Source organism: Streptomyces sp. NPDC047886 (genome assembly GCF_043204435.1).
Taxonomy (GTDB): Bacteria; Actinomycetota; Actinomycetes; order Streptomycetales; family Streptomycetaceae; genus Streptomyces.
Genome location: NZ_JBIDCF010000001.1, coordinates 610,871 through 629,843, shown reverse-complemented (window position 1 = coordinate 629,843; position 18,973 = coordinate 610,871). Strand labels below are relative to the sequence as shown.

At 74.1% G+C, this 18,973-nt stretch carries 17 protein-coding genes and 1 riboswitch; of the genes, 6 read left to right on the top strand and 11 right to left on the bottom strand.

What is annotated here, in order from left to right; all coding sequences use genetic code 11:
• Positions 1–24: 24 nt before the first annotated feature.
• From ACGF5U_RS02795 to ACGF5U_RS02785, 3 genes are read right to left on the bottom strand one after another with little or no spacing between them, the layout of a single operon-like run.
• The gene (locus ACGF5U_RS02795) at positions 25–516 is read right to left on the bottom strand and encodes a GNAT family N-acetyltransferase (RefSeq protein WP_392714850.1); all 492 of its coding nucleotides are present in this window, start codon (positions 514–516) and stop codon (positions 25–27) included.
• 47 nt (positions 517–563) lie between these two features.
• On the bottom strand, positions 564–1,232 hold the full coding sequence (locus ACGF5U_RS02790) for an O-methyltransferase (protein WP_392714851.1): 669 nt from the start codon (positions 1,230–1,232) through the stop codon (positions 564–566).
• A 24-nt stretch (positions 1,233–1,256) separates the two neighbouring features.
• A complete protein-coding gene (locus ACGF5U_RS02785; protein ID WP_392714852.1) occupies positions 1,257–2,516 on the bottom strand; it encodes a cytochrome P450 in 1,260 nt (419 codons plus the stop codon).
• Between the two features lie 305 nt (positions 2,517–2,821).
• Between ACGF5U_RS02785 and ACGF5U_RS02780 the strand changes: the two genes are divergently transcribed.
• Positions 2,822–3,991, top strand: a complete 1,170-nt coding sequence (locus ACGF5U_RS02780) for a steroid 3-ketoacyl-CoA thiolase (protein ID WP_392714853.1) — start codon at positions 2,822–2,824, stop codon at positions 3,989–3,991.
• A gap of 186 nt (positions 3,992–4,177) precedes the next feature.
• Here ACGF5U_RS02780 and ACGF5U_RS02775 read toward each other — a convergent pair whose 3' ends face one another.
• The 7 genes from ACGF5U_RS02775 to ACGF5U_RS02745 form a co-directional block, all read right to left on the bottom strand.
• Positions 4,178–4,621, bottom strand: a complete 444-nt coding sequence (locus ACGF5U_RS02775) for a transglycosylase SLT domain-containing protein (protein ID WP_392714854.1) — start codon at positions 4,619–4,621, stop codon at positions 4,178–4,180.
• A gap of 170 nt (positions 4,622–4,791) precedes the next feature.
• Positions 4,792–5,727, bottom strand: a complete 936-nt coding sequence (locus ACGF5U_RS02770; RefSeq protein WP_392714855.1) for an ECF transporter S component — start codon at positions 5,725–5,727, stop codon at positions 4,792–4,794.
• Positions 5,724–7,700, bottom strand: coding sequence for an ABC transporter ATP-binding protein (locus ACGF5U_RS02765; RefSeq protein WP_392714856.1), 1,977 nt, complete (start codon positions 7,698–7,700; stop codon positions 5,724–5,726). The genes ACGF5U_RS02770 and ACGF5U_RS02765 overlap by 4 nt, the downstream gene beginning before the upstream one ends.
• Positions 7,697–8,815, bottom strand: a complete 1,119-nt coding sequence (locus ACGF5U_RS02760) for an energy-coupling factor transporter transmembrane component T (protein ID WP_392714857.1) — start codon at positions 8,813–8,815, stop codon at positions 7,697–7,699. The genes ACGF5U_RS02765 and ACGF5U_RS02760 overlap by 4 nt, the downstream gene beginning before the upstream one ends.
• On the bottom strand, positions 8,812–9,582 hold the full coding sequence (locus ACGF5U_RS02755; RefSeq protein ID WP_392714858.1) for an SCO2322 family protein: 771 nt from the start codon (positions 9,580–9,582) through the stop codon (positions 8,812–8,814). The genes ACGF5U_RS02760 and ACGF5U_RS02755 overlap by 4 nt, the downstream gene beginning before the upstream one ends.
• Complete coding sequence (locus ACGF5U_RS02750; protein WP_392714859.1) at positions 9,579–10,883, bottom strand: prenyltransferase/squalene oxidase repeat-containing protein; 1,305 nt, start codon at positions 10,881–10,883, stop codon at positions 9,579–9,581. Before ACGF5U_RS02750 ends, ACGF5U_RS02755 begins: the two co-directional genes overlap by 4 nt.
• Positions 10,884–10,990: 107 nt before the next feature.
• A riboswitch (cobalamin riboswitch) is annotated at positions 10,991–11,120 on the bottom strand.
• A gap of 49 nt (positions 11,121–11,169) precedes the next feature.
• Positions 11,170–12,261: an MBL fold metallo-hydrolase gene (locus ACGF5U_RS02745; RefSeq protein WP_392714860.1), complete on the bottom strand. Its 1,092-nt coding sequence runs from the start codon at positions 12,259–12,261 to the stop codon at positions 11,170–11,172.
• Between the two features lie 142 nt (positions 12,262–12,403).
• Here ACGF5U_RS02745 and ACGF5U_RS02740 point away from each other — a divergent pair, with 142 nt between their 5' ends.
• Both ACGF5U_RS02740 and ACGF5U_RS02735 read left to right on the top strand, forming a co-directional pair.
• Positions 12,404–13,876, top strand: a complete 1,473-nt coding sequence (locus ACGF5U_RS02740) for an aldehyde dehydrogenase (RefSeq protein WP_392714861.1) — start codon at positions 12,404–12,406, stop codon at positions 13,874–13,876.
• Positions 13,876–14,109, top strand: coding sequence for a ferredoxin (locus ACGF5U_RS02735; protein ID WP_392714862.1), 234 nt, complete (start codon positions 13,876–13,878; stop codon positions 14,107–14,109). Before ACGF5U_RS02740 ends, ACGF5U_RS02735 begins: the two co-directional genes overlap by 1 nt.
• Positions 14,110–14,626: 517 nt before the next feature.
• Here the strand turns inward: ACGF5U_RS02735 and ACGF5U_RS02730 are convergent.
• Positions 14,627–15,244, bottom strand: coding sequence for a TetR family transcriptional regulator (locus ACGF5U_RS02730; RefSeq protein WP_392714863.1), 618 nt, complete (start codon positions 15,242–15,244; stop codon positions 14,627–14,629).
• Positions 15,245–15,544: 300 nt separating this feature from the next.
• Between ACGF5U_RS02730 and ACGF5U_RS02725 the strand changes: the two genes are divergently transcribed.
• From ACGF5U_RS02725 to ACGF5U_RS02715, 3 genes are all read left to right on the top strand, one after another.
• On the top strand, positions 15,545–16,894 hold the full coding sequence (locus ACGF5U_RS02725; protein WP_392714864.1) for a glycosyltransferase family 4 protein: 1,350 nt from the start codon (positions 15,545–15,547) through the stop codon (positions 16,892–16,894).
• Between the two features lie 229 nt (positions 16,895–17,123).
• Complete coding sequence (locus ACGF5U_RS02720) at positions 17,124–17,864, top strand: class I SAM-dependent methyltransferase (RefSeq protein WP_392714865.1); 741 nt, start codon at positions 17,124–17,126, stop codon at positions 17,862–17,864.
• The gene (locus tag ACGF5U_RS02715; protein ID WP_392714866.1) at positions 17,861–18,961 is read left to right on the top strand and encodes a prenyltransferase; all 1,101 of its coding nucleotides are present in this window, start codon (positions 17,861–17,863) and stop codon (positions 18,959–18,961) included. The genes ACGF5U_RS02720 and ACGF5U_RS02715 overlap by 4 nt, the downstream gene beginning before the upstream one ends.
• Positions 18,962–18,973 lie beyond the last annotated feature (12 nt).

Below are 18,973 nucleotides of genomic sequence, written 5' to 3'. Positions count from 1 at the left end.
CCGCGCCCGCTCCGGCCGCCGCCGTTAGCGGGCGGCGAGCTCCTTGCCGTACCAGATCTCCATGTACGGGCCCTCGCAGTACGCGGGGATCTCCCGGTAGCCGCCGCGCGTGTACACGGCCCGCGCCTCCACCAGGTCCAGGCGTGTGTTGAGGACGACACGGGAGGCGCCCAGGGCGGCGGCGGCCTCCTCCAGGGCGGCCATCAGCAGGGTGGCGCCGCCGGTGCCCCGGAACTCGGGCCGGACGTAGACGCGGGTGAGCTCCGCCCGGTCGGCGTCGAGCAGCAGGACGCCGCCGCACGCCGCCGGTGCCCCGTCGTACCGGCCGACGAGGAACCGGCCGGTGGGCGGGGCCAGTGCCTCGACCCCGTCGTTCGTGAGCCCCTCGTCGACCTCGGCGGTGGTGGCGGGGCGGCGCCAGTAGCGGCCGGCGACCTCCGCGTAGTAATCGCGGCGCAGGGCGGTGGCGTCGGCCGTGTCGTAATGCTCGGGGCGCACGGCCCAGTTCGTGGTCATGCCCCCTGCCTAACCCGCCGGTCACCCTTCCCGCCAGCGGTTTTCCTTCAGGACACCACCCGGGCCACCAGCAGCCCGTCGTAGCCCTTCACGCCGACCGTCTGGATCGCCGTGGCGTCCAGCCTCGGTTCCCGCGCGACCAGTTCGAACATCTCGCGGGTCGCGAGGACCGCCTCGTCCTCGGTGTCCGCGTCGGCGACCGCCCCGCCGCGCACCACGTTGTCCACGACGATGACACCGCCCGGCCGGCTCAGTTTCAGCGCCCACCGCACGTACCGCGGGTTGTTGCGCTTGTCGGCGTCGATGAAGACCAGGTCGAAGGGGCCCGCGCCCTCGGCCTCCAGCGCCGGCAGGGTGTCGAGGGCCGCGCCGGTGCGCACCTCTGCGACGGCGTCGAGTCCGGCGGCGGCGAGGTTGCCGCGCGCGACGTCGGCGTGGGCGGGGTCGTACTCCAGGGAGATCAGCCTGCCGTCCTTCGGCAGCGCCCTGGCCAGCCAGATGGTGCTGTAGCCGCCGAGCGTGCCGATCTCCAGGATGGTGCGGGCACCCTGGATACGGGCCAGGAGGTGCAGCAGCTTGCCCTGGTTCGGCGCCACGGCGATCTGCGGCAGCCCCGCGCTGTCGCTGGCCGCGAGTGCGCCGGTCAGGGCCTCGTCGGCGGGGGCGAGCAGGTCGGTGAGGTAGGTGTCGACAGCGGTCCATCGTTCCTGGGTCATGCTCGGGAAACTACCCGAGGCGGCCTACCGGGGCCCGGGATTCCCGACGGCGACCCGTAGTTCCTTGATGCCGTTGATCCAGGCGGAGCGCAGCCGGCGCGGTTCGCCCGCCCGGCGGATGCCGGGGAGGGTGTCGGCGACGGCCTGGAAGATGAGGTCGATCTCCAGGACGGCGAGGGATTTGCCGAGGCAGAAGTGCGGTCCTCCGCCGCCGAACCCGAGGTGGGGGTTGGGGTCGCGGGTGATGTCGAACCGGTCGGGGTCGGTGAACACCTCGGGGTCGTGGTTGGCGGAGGAGTAGAAGACGCCCACGCGGTCGCCCGCCCTGATCTTCTGTCCGCCGAGCTCCAGGTCCCGGGTGGCGGTGCGCTGGAACGACACGACCGGGGTCGCCCAGCGGACGATCTCCTCGGCGGTGGTCGCCGGCCGTTCCCGCTTGTACAGCTCCCACTGGTCGGGGTGGTCGAGGAAGGCGTGCATGCCGTGGCTGATGGCGTTGCGGGTGGTCTCGTTGCCCGCGACGGCCAGCAGGATCACGAAGAACCCGAACTCGTCGTTGGAGAGGTTGCCCTCGTCCTCCGCGGCGACCAGCCGCGACACGATGTCCTCGGCCGGGCACTCCTTGCGGGCGGCGGCGAGGTTCATCGCGTACGCGACGATCTCCATGGCCGCCTCGGTGCTGACCTCCTCGGTGAGGGCGTACTCGGGGTCGTCGTACGCGGCCATCTTGTTGGACCAGTCGAAGATCCGGGTGCGGTCCTCCTGGGGGATGCCGACGAGTTCGGCGATGGCCTGGAGGGGCAGTTCGACGGCGATGTCCGTGACGAAGTCGAACGTCCCGTCCGCGCCCGCCGCGTCGCGCGCGGTGTCCACGATGGACCGCGCCCGGTGGCGCAGGGCGTCCTCCAGGGACCGTATCGCCCGGGGGGTGAAGCCCCGCTGGACGATCTGCCGGACCCGGGTGTGCTCGGGCGGGTCCATGTTCAGCATGATCAGCCGCTGGGCGTCGATCTGTTCGCGGTGGATGGACTCGTTGAAGCGGATGATGGCCGTGTTGGTGGACGAGGAGAACAGCTCGGGGTGCGTGGACACGTACTTGACGTCGGCGTGCCGGGTCACCGCCCAGTAGCCCTCGTCGTCGAACCCGGCGATGCCGCGCCGCTGGGGGCACCACTGGACCGGGGCGGTCCGCCGTGCCTCGGCGAACTCGGGATAGGGGATACGGGCCTGGAGGAGGTCCGGGTCCGTGAAGTCGAATCCTCCGGAGAGGTGGGGGCAGGACATCGGCGGCTCCATGGCTGGCGGTGAGCAGCACGTCTGGCGAGGCGTCTGACGACATCGGCACAAACGATCTGACGGCCCATCAGACAGGGTGCCCGCAAGGTAGTAACGAGTTCTACAAGTCGCAAGGGCCGCGGCGGCCCGGTTCGCGCCCGCGCGGGCGGGCGGCCCGTGCACGACCCTTGCGTACCCGGGGTAGCACCTCCCAGACTGCAAGGTAACTAGAACGCGTACTAGTCGTGTTGGTTCCCCCAGATCCGCCCCGCAGGGCGCCGGGACGCCCGTGGGCGCGACGAGAGGACGAGCTCATGGCCGCGGAACCCGTCATCGTGGAAGCCGTACGCACCCCCATCGGCAGGCGCGCGGGCGCGCTCGCCAATCTGCACCCGGCGTACCTGCTGGGCGAGACCTACCGCGAACTCCTCGGCCGCACCGGCATACCCGCCGACTGCGTCGAGCAGATCGTCAGCGGTACGGTCACCCACGCCGGTGAGCAGTCGATGAACCCCGCCCGCACCGCCTGGCTCGCCATGGGACTGCCGTACGAGACCGCCGCCACGACCGTGGACTGCCAGTGCGGCTCCTCCCAGCAGGCCGCCCACATGGTGGCCAACATGATCTCCTCGGGCGTGATCGACGTCGGCATCAGCTCCGGCGTCGAGGCGATGTCCCGCGTACCGCTCGGCAGCGGCTCCAAGCACGGTCCGGGCAAGCCGTTCCCCGACGAGTGGAACGTCGACCTGCCCAACCAGTTCCACGCGGCCGAACGCATCGCCGCCCACCGGGGCCTCAGCCGCGAACGCGTCGACGCGCTGGGGCTGCTGTCCCAGGAGCGCGCCGCGACCGCCTGGGCGGAGGAGCGGTTCAAACGCGAGACGTTCGCCGTGCAGGTGCCGACCACCGAGGCGGAGCAGGCCGCGGGGCAGGGCATGTGGCGGCTCGTCGACCGCGACGAGGGGTTGCGCGACACCAGCGCGGAGGCGCTCGCCGGACTCAAACCGGTGATGCCGACCGCCGTGCACACCGCGGGCAACTCCTCACAGATATCCGACGGCGCCGCCGCCCTCATGTGGGCGTCCAAGCGCATGGCGCGGGCCCTGAAGCTGAGGCCGCGCGCCCGGATCGTCGCGCAGGCGGCCGTCGGCGCCGACCCGCACTTCCATCTCGACGGGCCGATCGACGCCACCCGCGCGGTCCTCGGCAAGGCCGGGATGTCCCTGCGGGACATCGATCTGGTCGAGGTCAACGAGGCGTTCGCGGCCGTCGTGCTGAGCTGGGCCCAGGTCTTCGAGCAGGACCTCGACAAGGTGAACGTGAACGGCGGCGCGATCGCGCTCGGCCACCCCGTCGGGGCGACCGGCGCACGGCTGATCGCCACGGCCCTGCACGAACTGGAGCGGAGCGACAAGGAGTTCGCACTGATCACCATGTGCGCGGGCGGCGCGCTCGCCACCGGCACCATCATCCAGCGGCTGTAGCGGCTGTAGCGGCTGTAGCGGCTGTAGCGGGGGCCGGCGGGGGCCGGCGCGCGCGGGTACGGGAAAGGCCCCGGTGAGTTCGCTCACCGGGGCCCTCACGCGAAGGCGGCGCTATGACGCGCGCTATGACGCGCGGCGGGGCGTGACGCGCCCTATGACGCGGCGCTACGAGACCGCAACCGCGGCTCAGTACCAGCCGTTGGACTGCCAGAAGGACCAGGCGTCGCACGGGCTGCCGTAGCGGTCGTTCATGTAGTCCAGGCCCCACTCGATCTGGGTGGCCGGGTTCGTCTTCCAGTCCGAGCCCGCGGACGACATCTTCGACGCGGGCAGGGCCTGGACCAGGCCGTAGGCGCCGGACGAGGCGTTGGTGGCGGTGTGGTTCCAGCCGGACTCATGCTCCACGATCTTGCTGAAGCACTGGTACTGGCCGGCCGGGACCATCTTCTTGGCGATCTCCTGCGCGGAGGTCGCGGCCGAAGCCGGAGCCGTCGCTCCCATGACAGCGCCCGAGGCACCCAGCAGCACGGCTGCGGCGGCGACGGCGGACTTCTGGCGGGCGGAGAAACGGCTGGCGATGGAGCGGAACACGAAGCGACCTAACGTCGGGGACAAGGGCGTCTCAGGCATGCCGGAACCAGAGCCAGGGGCTTGGGGAGTGGCCTGCCAGGGGGCGTTCCGATGCGATCGGTGCCCGGCGACATCACCAGAGAAGCAGCCGGGACGCACCGACGCAACGACCCCCCTGTACGAGGCGGGGCCGGAGACGCGGCCCCGTGCGCACCGCCGGCGCCGACCGGTCAGCGCAGGTCGCCACGGGCGGACCGGGGGTCCGCCGAGACGCCATCGGGGCTACTAACCCGGCTCGTATGTGACGTGGGTCGCGTGGGGCGCCTCACCCCGAAAGGTGCCCTATGCGGCTTCTGGGGGCCTTCGAATGTGACCTGGGCCTCGAACGCGGCCCGCCGAGTCGCCCGCCGCAGCGCCTTCAGAACCGTCGATCCGATGGTCAGGACGAGGACCACGGTGAGCGCCGCGCGGCCCGCGTCCCACCCCAGGGAGGTCGCCGCGCAGTACGCCACGAACCGCACCAGGTTCTCGCGCAGCGGGTCACCGGCCTGGAAGGAGATGCCGCTGCCCATGCCCTGGAGCAGCACCCAGCCCTGCAGGTTCATGATCGTGCCGTACGCGAACGCCGCCACCGCCCCGTACAGCGCCAGCGTCAGCAGCTCGGCCCGGCCCCCGATCCTCCGGGGCAGCAGTCCAGCGCCCATCGTGAACCAGGCCATCGACAGCATCTGGTACGGCATCCACGGCCCCACCCCGCCCGTGAGCAGGGCCGACGCGAACATGGTGACCGCGCCCAGCACGAACCCGAACCCGGGGCCCAGCACCCGGCCGCTCAGCACCATCAGGAAGAACATCGGCTCAAGACCGGCCGTACCCGCGCCCAGCGGGCGCAGCGCCGCCCCGACAGCGGCCAGCACCCCCAGCATCGCCACCGCCTTGGCGTCCATGCCCTGGTCGGCGATGGTCGCCACGACCACCCCGACCAGCAGCGGCAGCAGCGCCGCGAACAGCCACGGCGCGCTCCCCGACCGGTCCGCGAGGCTCGACGCGCCGTCCGCCAGCAGCGGCCAGCCGAACGCGACCACCCCGACGGCGCTGACCAGGACCAGGGCGACGACCGACCGGGGCCCGAGCCGTACCGGCCGCACCGTGCCGTGGCCGGTCACAGCGCCGCCCCCACCTGGGCGACGGTCAGCCACGGCTGCGGCGCGAGGATCTTCGTGACCTGCGGCGCGAACGCCGGCGACGACACCACCACCTCGGGTGTCGGCCCGTCCGCGACGACCTCGCCGTCGGCGAGGATCACCACCCGGTGCGCCAGGTCCGCCGCCAGCTCCACGTCGTGCGTCGCCATGACGATGGCGTGCCCCCGCGCGGCGAGACCCTTCAGGACCTCCACCAGCCGGGCCTTGGCGGCGTAGTCCAGGCCCCGGGTCGGCTCGTCGAGGAGCAGCACCGATGGCCGCCCGGTCAGGACGACGGCCAGCGCGAGCGCGAGCCGCTGCCCCTCGGACAGGTCGCGGGGATGCGCGTCGTCCGGGACGCCGGGCAGCAGCTCGGACACCAGCGCCCGGCAGGCGCCGGGAGCGGCGCCCGCGTCGGCGTCGGCCGCCGCGCACTCGGCGGCCACGGTGTCCGCGTACAGCAGGTCGCGCGGCTCCTGCGGGACCAGACCGACGTGCCGGATCAGGGTGCGCGGAGGGGTGCGGTACGGGGCCAGGCCCGCCACGAGGACGGTGCCCGACGCGGGCTCGACCATGCCCACCAGCGCCCCGAGCAGGGTCGACTTGCCGGCGCCGTTGCGCCCCATGAGGGCCACCGTCTCACCGGCGCGTACGTCCAGGTCGACGCGGCGCAGCGCCTCGACGCGGCCGTGCCGCACAGCAAGCCGGTCCACGTGGACGACGCCCTCGTCCGCGACGCCCCGGGCGGACGCGCCCCCGGGCGGGCACGGAGCCGTTCCGGCGGCGCGCCGCCGGAACGGCCACCACGAGCGACCCTCCGCCGAGGGCGGCCGCTCCTCCGCCGAGGACGCCGTACGGGACTGAGCGGCGAGCCCCGCCACAGCGGACCCACCGGCCTGGACCGCCCCGCCGGACCCCACCGACCCGCCAGCCTGCACCGCCCCGCCGGACTCCACCGACCCACCGACCCCGCCGGACCCACCAGCCCGGACCGCCTCACCGGACCCACCGGCCTGGCCCGCCCCGCCGGACCCCCCAGCCTGGACCGCCCCGCCGGACCCCCCAGCCCGGCCCGACCCGCCAGCCCGGCCCGACCCGCCAGCCCGCGCCGGCCCGCCGGGGTCGGCCTCGCCCATCGCGTCGGCCAGGCGCTCCCGCAGAGCGCCCGCGCGGCGGCGGGCGTCGCGGACCGTGAGCGCGGGCGGTGACCAGCCGGCCAGCCGGGACAGTCCCACCACCGGCGGGTACACGGGGGAGACCGCCATCACATCGGCGGGCGCGCCGACGACCAGCGGCGTGCCCGGTGACCGCAGCAGGGCGACCCGGTCCGCGTACTGCACCACCCGTTCCAGCCGGTGCTCGGCCATCAGCACCGTCGTCCCCAGGTCGTGGACCAGCCGTTGCAGCACCGCGAGCACCTCTTCGGCGGCCGCCGGGTCCAGCGCCGACGTCGGCTCGTCGAGGACCAGCACCTTCGGGTGCGGGGTGAGCACCGAGCCGATCGCGAGCCGCTGCCGCTGGCCGCCGGACAGCGTCGCGATGGGCCGGTCCCGCAGGTCGGCGAGGCCCAGCAGGTCGAGGGTCTCCTCGACCCGGCGGCGCATCACGGCGGGCGCGAGGCCCAGCGACTCCATGCCGTACGCGAGTTCGTCCTCGACGGTGTCGGTGACGCAGTGGGCCAGCGGGTCCTGGCCCACGGTGCCGACCAGGTCCGCCAGCTCGCGCGGCCGGTGGGTGCGGGTGTCGCGGCCGTCGACGGTGACCCGTCCGCGCAGTGTGCCGCCGGTGAAATGCGGGACGAGCCCCGACACGGCACCCAGCAGGGTCGACTTGCCGACCCCGGACGGGCCGACCAACAGGACGAGTTCGCCCTCGGGGACGGTCAGGTCCACGTCCCGCAGGGCGGGCGCGGCCGCGCCGTCGTAGGTCACCGACACGTTCTCGAACCGGATCACCGGGACTCCTCGGGGGCAGGGGCGACGGGCACCGGCGCGACGACCGCCGGCACCAGGCCCACCAGGACGGACAGCGCGGGCAACAGCGGCAGTTCGGGCGCGGCGAGCGGTACGACACCGGGCCGCAGCGCGTCCGTGGCGTACCCGGTGGCCCAGATCATCAGGCCCGCGACGGCGATCCCGGACGCGGCGACCAGCCAGGTGCGCACGCCCCACCGGTCGGGCCGGTAGCGGGTGCGCGGCGAGCGGCGCCCGCCCAGCCACAGCCCGACGAGCGCGGCGGCGAGCCCGGCGGCGGCCAACGGCAGCCCGTACCGGGCGCCTTCCGCGGCGAGCAGCCCGTACGATCCGGCCGCGACGCCGAGCAGCCCGCCGAGGGTGAGCACGGTGGTGGTGTGCCGTACGGCCGCCGGCACCTCGGCCGTACGGCCGTAGCCCCGCGCGTCCATGGAGGCGGCCAGCGCGATCGACCGCTCCAGCGCGCCCTCCAGGACCGGAAGACCGATCTGGAGCACCGCACCGATCCCGCCGGTCGCGCGGCCGCGCAGCCGCCGCGCGGTGCGCAGCCGCACCACGTCGGCGACCAGGTTCGGGGCGAACGTCATCGCGACGACGACGGCGACCCCGATCTCGTACAGCGCGCCCGGCAGCGACTTCAGCAGCCGCGCCGGGTTCGCGAGCGCGTTCGCCGCGCCCACGCAGATCAGCAGGGTCGCCAGCCTCGCCCCGTCGTACAGCGCGAACACCAGTTGCTCGGCGGTGACCCGGCCGCCGATCCGCACGCCCTGCGCCCAGTCGGGCAGCGGCACCTCGGGCAGCGTGAACAGGGGATGCGTCCCGGGGATCGGCGAACCGAGCAGGGTCGAGAAGACCAGCCGGATGGCCACGACGGCGAGACCCAGCTTGATGAACGCCCCGTACGAGCGGGCCCACGGCGCGTCGGTGCGCCGTGCCGCCACCACGTAGCCGGCGACGCCGACGATCAGCCCGAGCAGCAGCGGGTTCGTGGTGCGGGACGCCGCCGTGGCCAGGCCGATGGCCCACAGCCACCACGCGCCCGCGTGCACGGCGTTACCCCGGTGCGCCTCGGGCGCCCGCCATGTCGTCCGGCTCATCGGCGACGGCGGCGGGCCTGTACGACGGCGGCGGCACCGAGGGCGACGACGGCCGCGAGACCGGCGACGACACCCAGCGAAGGACCGCCGTCGACCTGCCGCTCCGCCGACCCGGTCTCCGACGCGGCGGGGGAGGCGGGGGAAGCGGAGGGCGCCGTGGTCGCGGGGCCGGACGCCGCGCCGGACGGCTCGGTCGCCACCCTCTCCCCGCACCCCTTCTCCGGGTAGCCGGTGATCGCGCACAGCAGCGCCTGGTTGTTGTAGCGCAGCGGCGCGGCGACGGCGGCCAGCGCCTCCGCGCTGGTCGCGTCGGTACGGACCTGCGCGCAGGCGGTGCGCCGGGCGGGCGGGGTCTCGCCGTCGGGGGCGTGGTCGGGGACGCCGAAGTCGACCACGACCCCGACCCGCTTGGTGCCGTCCTTGGCGGGCACGGTGCCGCAGACCGCGTCGAAGGAGGGCTGCTGGCGCGGTCGCGCCGCGTCCCCCGAGTCGGCGCTCACCGCGAACCGGTAGCCGTCGACCGTGCCGTCGGCCGGCCGTGCGGTCGCCGGGCCCTGCGTGGCGTAGCTCCAGGTGCCGTCCGTCCCGGACTGCCAGAACGACCAGTACCGGTATCCGGCCGCCTGCGCGGGGCCCGCCGCGAGCAGCAGCACAGCGGCGAGCCCGGCCAGCACGGCGGTCAGCCGGGTGGACACGGCGGTCGGCCGCGCGGCGCGCGTCGTGACGGGCGGCGGGCCGCCGGCCCGCCCGCGTACCGCAGCGGTCACGGCTGCCGGTTCTTGTTGCGGCCGCTGAGCAGGAAGCCGATGCCCATGCCGGCGACGAGGAAGATCCCGATCATCAGCCAGACGTTGATGCCCTCGTCCTCGCCCCGCTCCTCGTCCTTCTTCGGCTCGACGGCGGTCGGAGTGGCCTCCGGTGTCGACTCCGGCGTGGGGCCGGTCGCGTTGAGGCGCGCCACGAGGTCGACGCCGCCGAAGTCGCGGGGGTCGGCCTCCATCGCGTGCGCGGCGAAGATCAGCTGTGCGTACGCGGCGGGGCCGCCGTCCTTCGCCCAGGCGGCGGAGTTCCGGGTGAGCCACTTCAGGGCCCCGGCGGCCTTGTCGCCGTGCCCGGCCGCCGCCACGGCCACGACGGCGTCGGCGGTGTTGCCGATGTCGGGCTGCGGGGCGGTGGGGGACGCGGCGCCCGGCATGGGCGGCAGGTCGAGGTGGCCCTTCGCGGCCAGCACGGCCGCCAGGTGCGCGGCCCCGTTGCGGGCGGCCCGCTCGGCGCTCGGCTTGGCGGTGTCCTCGCAGGTCGGTGCCTGGTACGGCGTCACGCCCTTGGCGGGGACGCGCTTGCCGAGACCGGCGAGCACGGCGGCGGCGGTGGCGTCGTCGTTGGCGACGAGCGTGCCGTCCTGGGCGGGCTGGTAGGCGAAGGCGCCGGGGCCCGCCTTGGCGTCGCACGGCAGCGCGAACGTGAGGAGCGCGTCGTAGGGGTTCTTGCCGCTCGCCGAGCGCATGTCGCCGGGCTTGACGCCCACCACGGACAGGGCGCCGGTGACGAGGGACGTGGAGTTGGCGTCACTGGGGCCGCCCGGGTTGTAGCTCCAGCCGCCGTCCTTGTTCTGGGCGTTCTTCAGCCAGGAGGTGGCCGCGCGCATGGCCTTGGTGACGGGGTCGGTCTCGCCGTCCGCCGTCTCCGGCTTGTCGAGCCCGGCGAGTGCCTGGACGGCGACGGCGGTCGCGTTCGTGTCGAGCGGGGTCGTCGCGTCGCAGGGCTTGGCCGGGTCGGGGCGGTAGGAGGGGAAGCCGCCGCTCGCGCACTGCTGCCCGAGCAGCCAGTCCACGGACTTCTGGGCGGGCTTCACCTGGGTGAGCTTCTGCGCCACGAAGGCCAGCGACTGCCGCCACACACCGTCGTACGTGGGGTCCTTCGTGCCGTAGAGGCCGGAGGGGACGACGACGGGCGCGGGGCTCGGCGTCGGTGCGGCGTGGGCAGCGGGGGCGACGGCCGCGCCCCCGGTGAGCAGTACGGCGGTGGCCGCGGCGAGCGCCGCGGGGCCGCGGCGAGCGGTGGTCATGACGGGTGGCCCTCCTGTGGGGCCGGGGGCCGGGCACGCGAGGGCACCGGGCTCCGGCTCCGTATTCCTCGACGGTGCCGGCCACCGGGTGGCCCCCGGTGACACGAGCCGGTCACGCGCCCGTACGGGGCATTCCGGCTCGCCACCTGAGGTGGGTCACGGTTGCGGGTCAGCGCCGGATTTGCACCGGCTTCCCCCCGTACGGGCATGGACGACTCGCACACTCTACCGGCCCGTACTCCGGCCGGTGCGGGACGCCCGGCCCGCACTCGGCACCCGGTCGGCACTACCCCCCGGCTGTCTCCAGGCCACCCCCCGCGGTCCGTCCGGCCGCCCGCCCGGTGTCCCCGCGCGCCAGGTACGCGACCGGGTCGCTGCCCGGCACCGGCTCGGCGCGGCCGCGCTCGACCAGGTGCCGGATGTGGGCCTCGGCCTCCGCGACGGCGATGTTCCGCGAGCCGTACGGGATCCGGGCCCACGGCCGGTTCCACTCCATGCGCTCGGCGAGCTGCCAGGGTGTGCGGGGGGCGGAGAGCAGGCCGAGCAGGGCGGTGAGCCGGGCCTCGTGGTGGGCGAGCAGCTCCCGTACGCGGGCGGCGGCGCCGGTGAAGGCGTGCTGGTGCGCGGGGAGCACCTCGGCGGCCCCGAGGCGCCCGATCCGCTCCAGCGAGTCGAGGTAGTCCCCGAGGGGGTCGGTGGCGGTGGTGTCGTCGGGGTCCTCGTACAGACCGATGTGCGGGGAGATGCCGGGCAGGAGATGGTCCCCGGAGAAGAGCCGCCCGTGGCCGGGCAGCATGGCCGGGTGCTCCTCCTCCAGGTGCAGGCACACATGGCCGGGGGTGTGGCCGGGTGTCCATACGGCACGGAGTCTGCGGCCCGCGAGGTCGAGCCGCTCGCCGGGGACGATGTCCCGGTCGGGCAGGGCGGGGCGCAGGCCGGGCAGGGTGGCGGCGTCCGCGCCGGCCGCCAGCAGCGGCGCGGTGTGGTGTGCGGGGGCGCCGGCGGCGGTCAGCTTGGCGGCCAGGTAGGCGAGCCAGGTGCCGGGCGGTGCCGACCGGGTGCGGCGTACGACGGCGGTGTCGGCGGGGTGCATGGCGATCCACGCGCCGGACGCCTCCCGTACCTGGCCGGACAGGCCGTGGTGGTCGGGGTGGTGGTGGGTGATGACGACGCCGTGGACGTCCGCGACGGAGGTGCCGAGCGCGGTGAGCCCGGCGGCCAGGACGTCCCGGGAGCCGGGGTCGTCCCAGCCGGTGTCGATCAGGACCGGCCCGCGATCGGTGTCGAGGACGTGGACGAGGGTGTGGCCGAGGGGGTTGTCCGGGATGGGGACCGCGATGCTCCAGACGCCTCCGCCGTGCTCGGTCACCCGCGCCATGAGACCCCCTCGTCGCCACCGCCGTACGGTCGGCCATTGCCCACTATAACGAGAACTGGTATCAGTTCTGAAACAGCGTCAGAAACAGACTCGCAGAACTGACGCAGTATCAGAAGACGTGCCGGAAGACGGGTGGTCGACGATGACCGAGCTGGTCGAACACGGGGAACTGTTCATCGGCGGCAGGTGGACCGCCCCTCTGGGCGAGGCCGTCATCGAGGTGGTCTCGCCGCACACGGAGGAGGTCATCGGCCGGGTCCCGCACGCCTCCGAAGCGGATGTGGACCGGGCGGTCGCGGCCGCGCGCCGCGCCTTCGACGAGGGGCCCTGGCCCAGGATGCCGCTGGAGGAGCGGATCGCCGTCGTCACCCGCGTCAAGGACGCCGTCGCCGTGCGGCACGAGGAGATCGCCCGGTCGGTCAGCGCGCAGAACGGCTCACCGTACTCCTGGAGCGTCCTCGCGCAGGCGCTGGGCGCGATGATGGTGTGGGACGCGGCGATCACCGTCGCCCGGGACTTCCCGCACGAGGAACGGCGGTCCGGTGTCCTCGGGCCGATCCTGGTGCGCCGGGAGCCGGTCGGTGTCGTCGCGGCCGTCGTGCCGTGGAACGTGCCGCAGTTCACCGCCGCCGCGAAGCTCGGTCCCGCCCTGCTCGCGGGCTGCACCGCGATCCTCAAGCCGTCGCCCGAGACGCCGCTCGACGCGTACATCCTGGCCGCGATCGCCGAGGAGGCGGGCCTGCCGGAGGGCGTGCTGTCGATCCTGCCCGCCGACCGGGAGGTCAGCGAGTACCTGGTCGGGCACCCCGGCGTCGACAAGGTCTCCTTCACCGGGTCGGTCGCGGCGGGCCGCCGCGTCATGGAGGTCGCCTCCCGCAACCTCACCCGGGTCACCCTGGAGCTGGGCGGCAAGTCGGCGGCGGTGATCCTGCCGGACGCGGACCGCGAAGCGGCGGTCGCCGGGATCGTCCCGGCCGCGTGGATGAACAACGGCCAGGCGTGCGTGGCGCAGACCCGGATCCTCGCGCCGCGCGCCCGGTACGAGGAGTTCGCCGACGCGTTCGCGGCGGCGGCCGGAGCCCTGGTGGTCGGCGACCCGCTCGACCCGGCGACCCAGGTCGGCCCGCTCGTCGCCCGGCGCCAGCGGCAGCGCTCCCTCGACTACATCGGCATCGGCCAGAAGGAGGGCGCCAAGGTCCTCACCGGCGGCGGCCGCCCCGCCGGGCGGTCCACCGGCTGGTACGTGGAGCCGACGCTCTTCGGCGAGGTGCACAACGGGATGCGGATCGCCCGCGAGGAGATCTTCGGCCCGGTCGTCTGCCTCATCCCGTACGGCGACGAGGACGAGGCCCTGCGTATCGCGAACGACTCCGACTACGGCCTGAGCGGCAGTGTCTGGACGGCCGGCACCGAGGCGGGCGTCGCGCGCGGGATCGACTTCGCCCGGCGCGTGCGCACCGGCACCTTCAACGTCGACACCTTCAGCCTGGACATGCTGGGCCCGTTCGGCGGCTACAAGAACTCCGGCCTCGGCCGCGAGTTCGGCCCCGAGGGGTACGCCGAGTACCTGGAGCACAAGATGATCCACCTCCCGGCGGGCCACGGAGCCGAGTGATGGGCGACCGCTGGCACGTGGAGGTCGACCGCACGGTGTGCGTCGGCTCCGCCCAGTGCCTCCACCACGCCCCGGGCGCCTTCCGCCTCGACGCGGGCCGCCAGGCCCACCCCGTCGAGGCGGAGACCGACGCGGCCGAGGAGATCCTCACCGCCGCCGAGAGCTGCCCCGTGGAGGCCATCGCCCTGAAACTGCTGGGCAGCGGGGAGCCGATTTTCCCGTCGGAGGACTAGCGCACGACCACCGGTGCGATTTATCCTGTTTATAGGCCTACGAGACGAGTGAGGGAGTTCGACCGGAGTAGCCGACTCTGGCGAGACGCCGATGTAGCAGTCGGCATCCGCTGGTGCCGACGTCGACGGTCGGGCTGAGAGGCCGGAAGGACGTGGGGCCGAGAGGCCGTACGCCTGGAAGGCGACCCCCAGACACCTGATCCGGACAATACCGGCGAAGGGAACCCGCCTCGTAGGTCGTCGGCATGCGCGCCCAGGGGCGCGGGCCGCCCGAGGTCATACGGGCTGCCCCGAGTCGCGCGGACCGCCGCACGGCGCACGAACGCCCCGCATCGCACGAGCTGCCCCACGCCGCGCGAACTGCCTGCCCCACGTCAGCGGGCTGCCCACGCCGCGCGAGCTGCCTGCCCCACGTCATGCGGGCTGCCCCGAGTCGCGCGAACCGCCCTGTGTCGTAAGGGCTCTGGGGCCGTCGGCGTACGCGCCCCAGGCCGCGCGGGCGGTGGTGGGGCGCTCGTCAGTCCCGTTCCGCGCCCGGCGGCGCCGTCAGGTCGATCAGCCGGCAGACCGTCTCGATGTCGATCTTCACCTGGGCGATGGACGCCCGGCCGGACAGCCAGGTGATCAGGGCCGAGTGCCAGGTGTGCTCGATCACCCGGACCGCCGAGAGCTGCTCCGGGGTCGGGCGGTCGATGCCCGTCGCGTCCAGGATGATCGCCGTCGTCTGCCGCGAGACCGTGTCCACCTCGGGGCTGACGCTGCGGTCGGCGAAGGTCAGGGCCCGCACCATCGCGTCCGCGAGGTGCGGCTCGCGCTGGAGCGCCCGGAAGGCCCGCATCAGGGTCTCGGCGACCCGCTCGGCCGCCGTGTCGCCGGCCGGGGGGTGCTTGCGCAGCGTGCCGTGCAGATGCTGGAGCTGGTCCTGCATGGTGGCGACGAGCAGGTGGATCTTGGAGGGGAAGTACCGGTACAGCGTGCCGAGCGCGACCCCGGCCGCCTCGGCCACCTCGCGCATCTGCACCGCGTCGAAGCCGCCCCGGCCCGCGAGCTGCGCGCTGGCGTGCAGGATGCGGCGGCGGCGCGCCTCCTGGCGTTCGGTCAGCGGCGGCGAGGCCGGTCTGTCGTCCGCTGTCATCGATCCCGTCGCCCCCGTCGTGCCTTCACTGCCCTCATGCCGTGCTCATCGCGTCCGGGGCGCCTCCCGCATGCGTCCCGCGACGTACGCGTCCCGCACCCGCGCGACGCTCGCGTGCGCGACAGTATGGCCGCCGCCCCGCCGTGGCGCGAATCACCTGATCCGCCCCTCACACGCGCGCTACCTGCCGGTAGATTCGAAGCTCCTTGAACGATCAAGAACGATCAAGTCTGGAACTTGTTCTAGATTAGCGCGACCGGTTACGCTCCGCCGAACACGCAGGGATGAAGGGGGCCGCGAGTGACCGCAGAGGCCATAGACGCAGGCCCCCGTGCGGGCACGGGCGCCGCACCGGCCGCCGACGGGAGCCGCCCGCTGCGCATCGCTCTCCTCACCTACAAGGGGAACCCGTTCTGCGGCGGCCAGGGCGTCTACGTACGCCATCTGTCCCGCGAGCTCGCCCGCCTGGGGCACAGCGTCGAGGTGATCGGCTCGCAGCCGTACCCGGTCCTGGACGAGGGCGTGCCGCTCACCGAGCTGCCCAGCCTCGACCTGTACCGGCAGCCCGACCCGTTCCGCACCCCCCGGCGCGGCGAGTACCGGGACTGGGTCGACGCCCTGGAGGTCGCGACCATGTGGACGGGCGGCTTCCCCGAGCCGCTGACGTTCTCCCTCCGGGCCCGCCGCCACCTGGCCGCCCGCCGAGGCGACTTCGACGTCGTCCACGACAACCAGACGCTCGGCTACGGCCTGCTCGGCGGCCCCGGGGCGATCGGCGCCCCCCTCGTCACGACGATCCACCACCCCATCACCGTCGACCGGCAGCTGGAGCTGGACGCCGCGCCGGACTGGAAGCGCCGCGCCTCGGTACGCCGCTGGTACGCGTTCACCCGTATGCAGAAGCGGGTCGCCCGCCGCCTGCCCTCCGTGCTCACCGTGTCCGGCTCGTCCCGGCAGGAGATCGTCGACCACCTGGGTGTGCGGCCCGAGCGCGTCCGGGTCGTCCACATCGGCGCCGACACCGGCCTGTGGTCCCCCGACCCGTCGGTCGCCGAGGTGCCCGGCCGGATCGTCACCACGTCCAGCGCGGACGTCCCCCTCAAGGGCCTCGTCCATCTCGTCGAGGCGCTCGCCAAGCTGCGCACCGACATCCCGGCCGCCCACCTCGTCGTCGTCGGCAAGCGGGCCGAGGACGGCCCGGTCGCCCAGGCCATCGAACGGTACGGGCTCCAGGACGCCGTCGAGTTCGTCAAGGGCATCAGCGACGCCGAGCTCGTGAACCTGGTTCGCGGCGCCCAGGTCGCCTGTGTGCCGTCCCTGTACGAGGGCTTCTCGCTGCCGGCCGCCGAGGCCATGGCCACCGGGACGCCCCTCGTCGCCACCACGGGCGGCGCCATCCCGGAGGTCGCGGGCCCGGACGGTGAGACGTGCCTGGCCGTCCCGCCCGGTGACGCCGGAGCCCTGGCGGCCGCGCTCGCGCGGCTGCTCGGCCCCGGCGGCGATGAGCTGCGCCCGCGCCTCGGCGCGGCGGGCCGCGCCCGGGTCCTGGACCGCTTCACCTGGGCCCGCGCGGCCGAGGGCACGGCGGAACTGTACCGGGAGGCCGTCGCGGCGAGCGGAACGGCCCGCAGGCCCGCCACCGCCCGCTGACCCCGCCCCGGGCGTGCGGCCCGCAGCACCGCCCAGGCCCGCACCTCCCGCCACCTCGCCCGCACCCCCCCTCCACTCCGCTCCCACCTCGCCCCACTCCGCTCCCACCTCGCCCCACCCCGCTCCCACCTCGCCCCACCCCGCTCCCACCTCGCCCCACCCCGCTCCCACCTCGCCCCGCCTCGACCCCCCACCTCGACCCCCTCGACCGCGAAAGCAGGCCGCACTCGTGCTGACCGTCGACTTCACCCGCTTCCCGCTCGCCCCCGGCGACCGCGTGCTCGACCTGGGCTGCGGAGCCGGACGGCACGCCTTCGAGTGCTACCGGCGCGGCGCGCACGTGGTCGCGCTGGACCAGAACGGCGAGGAGATCCGCGAGGTCGCCAAGTGGTTCGCCGCCATGAAGGAGGCCGGGGAGGCCCCGGCCGGCGCGACGGCCACCGCGATGGAGGGCGACGCGCTGAACCTGCCGTTCCCCGACGCGTCCTTCGACGTCGTGATCATCTCCGAGGTGATGGAGCACATCCCCGACGACAAGGGGGTGCTCGCCGAGATGGTCCGCGTCCTGAAGCCGGGCGGCCGCATCGCCGTCACCGTCCCGCGCTACGGCCCCGAGAAGGTCTGCTGGGCGCTCTCCGACGCCTACCACGAGGTCGAGGGCGGCCACATCCGCATCTACAAGGCCGACGAACTCCTGGGCAGGATCCGGCAGGCCGGCCTCAAGCCGTACGGCACCCATCACGCGCACGCCCTGCACTCGCCCTACTGGTGGCTGAAGTGCGCGTTCGGCGTCGACAACGACAAGGCGCTGCCGGTCCGCGCGTACCACAAGCTGCTGGTCTGGGACATCATGAAGAAGCCCGCCCTGACCCGCGTCGCCGAGCAGCTGCTCAACCCGGTCGTCGGCAAGAGCTTCGTCGTGTACGCGACCAAGCCCCACCTTCCCAGGGACGAGGCCGAGACCGCGTGACGAGCCCCGACGCGAGCCCCGAGAGGACCGAACACCTCGTCCTGCCCGGTGTCCTGACCGCCGAGCAGGCCGCCGAGACCGTCGCCGGGATCCTGGCGGCCCAGCGGGACAGCGGCGCCATCCCCTGGTTCCGGGGCCACCACCTGGACCCGTGGGACCACACCGAGGCCGCCATGGCGCTGGACGCCGCGGGCGAGCACGCCGCGGCCGCCCGCGCCTACGAGTGGCTGGCCCGGCACCAGAACGAGGACGGCTCCTGGTACGCCGCGTACCACGACGGCGACGCCGAGCAGGTCACCGACCGGAGCCGGGAGACCAACTTCTGCGCGTACGTCGCGGTCGGCGTCTGGCACCACTACCTGGCCACCGGCGACGACACGTTCCTCGACCGGATGTGGCCCGTGGTGTACGCGGCCGTGGAGTTCGTCCTCCGGCTCCAGCAGCCGGGCGGCCAGATCGGCTGGAAGCGCGAGCCGGACGGCACCCCCGTCACGGACGCGCTGCTGACCGGCAGCTCCTCCATCCACCAGGCGCTGCGCTGCGCCCTCGCGATCGCCGACGAGCGGGAGGAGCCGCAGCCCGACTGGGAGCTCGCGACGGGAGCCCTGGCCCACGCCGTCGCCCACCACCCCGAGCGGTTCCTCGACAAGGACCGCTATTCGATGGACTGGTACTACCCGGTCCTCGGCGGCGCCGTCACCGGTGTGGCCGCCAAGGAGCGCGTCGAGAGCCGCTGGGACGAGTTCGTCGTGCCCGGTCTCGGGGTGCGCTGCGTCCTGCCGAACCCGTGGGTGACGGGCGGCGAGAGCTGCGAACTCGCGCTCGCGCTGTGGGCGATGGGGGAGTCCGACCGGGCGCTGGAGATCCTCCGGTCCATCGGCCACCTCCGCGCCGACGGCGGCATGTACTGGACGGGGTACGTCTTCGAGGCCGACGGCGACAACGCCCCGGCCGTGTGGCCGGAGGAGCTCACCACCTGGACGGCGGGCGCCCTGCTCCTGGCGGTGGCCGCGCTGGGCGGCGACGAGGCGACGACGGCGGTCTTCGGCGCCGAACGCCTCCCGCGCGGTCTCGCCCCGGACTGCTGCGGCCGGTAGGGCGGCGGTTCG

Excerpts from the sequence above, each read along its gene's own strand:
- ACGF5U_RS02795 (WP_392714850.1), bottom strand. The coding sequence starts at position 516 with ATGACCACGAACTGGGCCGTGCGCCCCGAGCATTACGACACGGCCGAC.
- ACGF5U_RS02790 (WP_392714851.1), bottom strand. The coding sequence starts at position 1,232 with ATGACCCAGGAACGATGGACCGCTGTCGACACCTACCTCACCGACCTG.
- ACGF5U_RS02785 (WP_392714852.1), bottom strand. The coding sequence starts at position 2,516 with ATGTCCTGCCCCCACCTCTCCGGAGGATTCGACTTCACGGACCCGGAC.
- ACGF5U_RS02780 (WP_392714853.1), top strand. The coding sequence starts at position 2,822 with ATGGCCGCGGAACCCGTCATCGTGGAAGCCGTACGCACCCCCATCGGC.
- ACGF5U_RS02775 (WP_392714854.1), bottom strand. The coding sequence starts at position 4,621 with ATGCCTGAGACGCCCTTGTCCCCGACGTTAGGTCGCTTCGTGTTCCGC.
- ACGF5U_RS02760 (WP_392714857.1), bottom strand. The coding sequence starts at position 8,815 with ATGAGCCGGACGACATGGCGGGCGCCCGAGGCGCACCGGGGTAACGCC.
- ACGF5U_RS02750 (WP_392714859.1), bottom strand. The coding sequence starts at position 10,883 with ATGACCACCGCTCGCCGCGGCCCCGCGGCGCTCGCCGCGGCCACCGCC.
- ACGF5U_RS02745 (WP_392714860.1), bottom strand. The coding sequence starts at position 12,261 with ATGGCGCGGGTGACCGAGCACGGCGGAGGCGTCTGGAGCATCGCGGTC.
- ACGF5U_RS02740 (WP_392714861.1), top strand. The coding sequence starts at position 12,404 with ATGACCGAGCTGGTCGAACACGGGGAACTGTTCATCGGCGGCAGGTGG.
- ACGF5U_RS02735 (WP_392714862.1), top strand. The coding sequence starts at position 13,876 with ATGGGCGACCGCTGGCACGTGGAGGTCGACCGCACGGTGTGCGTCGGC.
- ACGF5U_RS02730 (WP_392714863.1), bottom strand. The coding sequence starts at position 15,244 with ATGACAGCGGACGACAGACCGGCCTCGCCGCCGCTGACCGAACGCCAG.